Source organism: Bradyrhizobium sp. sGM-13, from assembly GCF_018398875.1.
Lineage (GTDB): Bacteria > Pseudomonadota > Alphaproteobacteria > Rhizobiales > Xanthobacteraceae > Bradyrhizobium.
In genome coordinates, this window is the sequence record NZ_JAGWDK010000444.1 from 1 (window position 1) to 234 (window position 234).

Here is a 234-nt window from a genome sequence, read left to right on the forward strand (position 1 = left end):
CGCCCGTCTCGAACGGACGCGTGTGCACCACGGAGACTTCGTCAAGAACAGCGGCGCGAAACGGAGGATCTGCCATCAGCAACGCCCAGATGTGATCGATGCCCCAACCCGTGAAGTGCTTCTCGACATACGGCAGCAAATCGCGAAGGTACGACGCCTTTATGCATGGCGCCATTGGTTCGATGTAGTTGATGAAGCGCAGCTTGAAGGCGGGGCACTTGAGCAGGATGGGAT

At 58.1% G+C, this 234-nt stretch carries 1 pseudogene; it reads right to left on the reverse strand.

The window, feature by feature from the left end:
- Nucleotides 1-234 (reverse strand): annotated as a pseudogene (locus KJQ96_RS39595) (hypothetical protein); the annotation flags it as partial.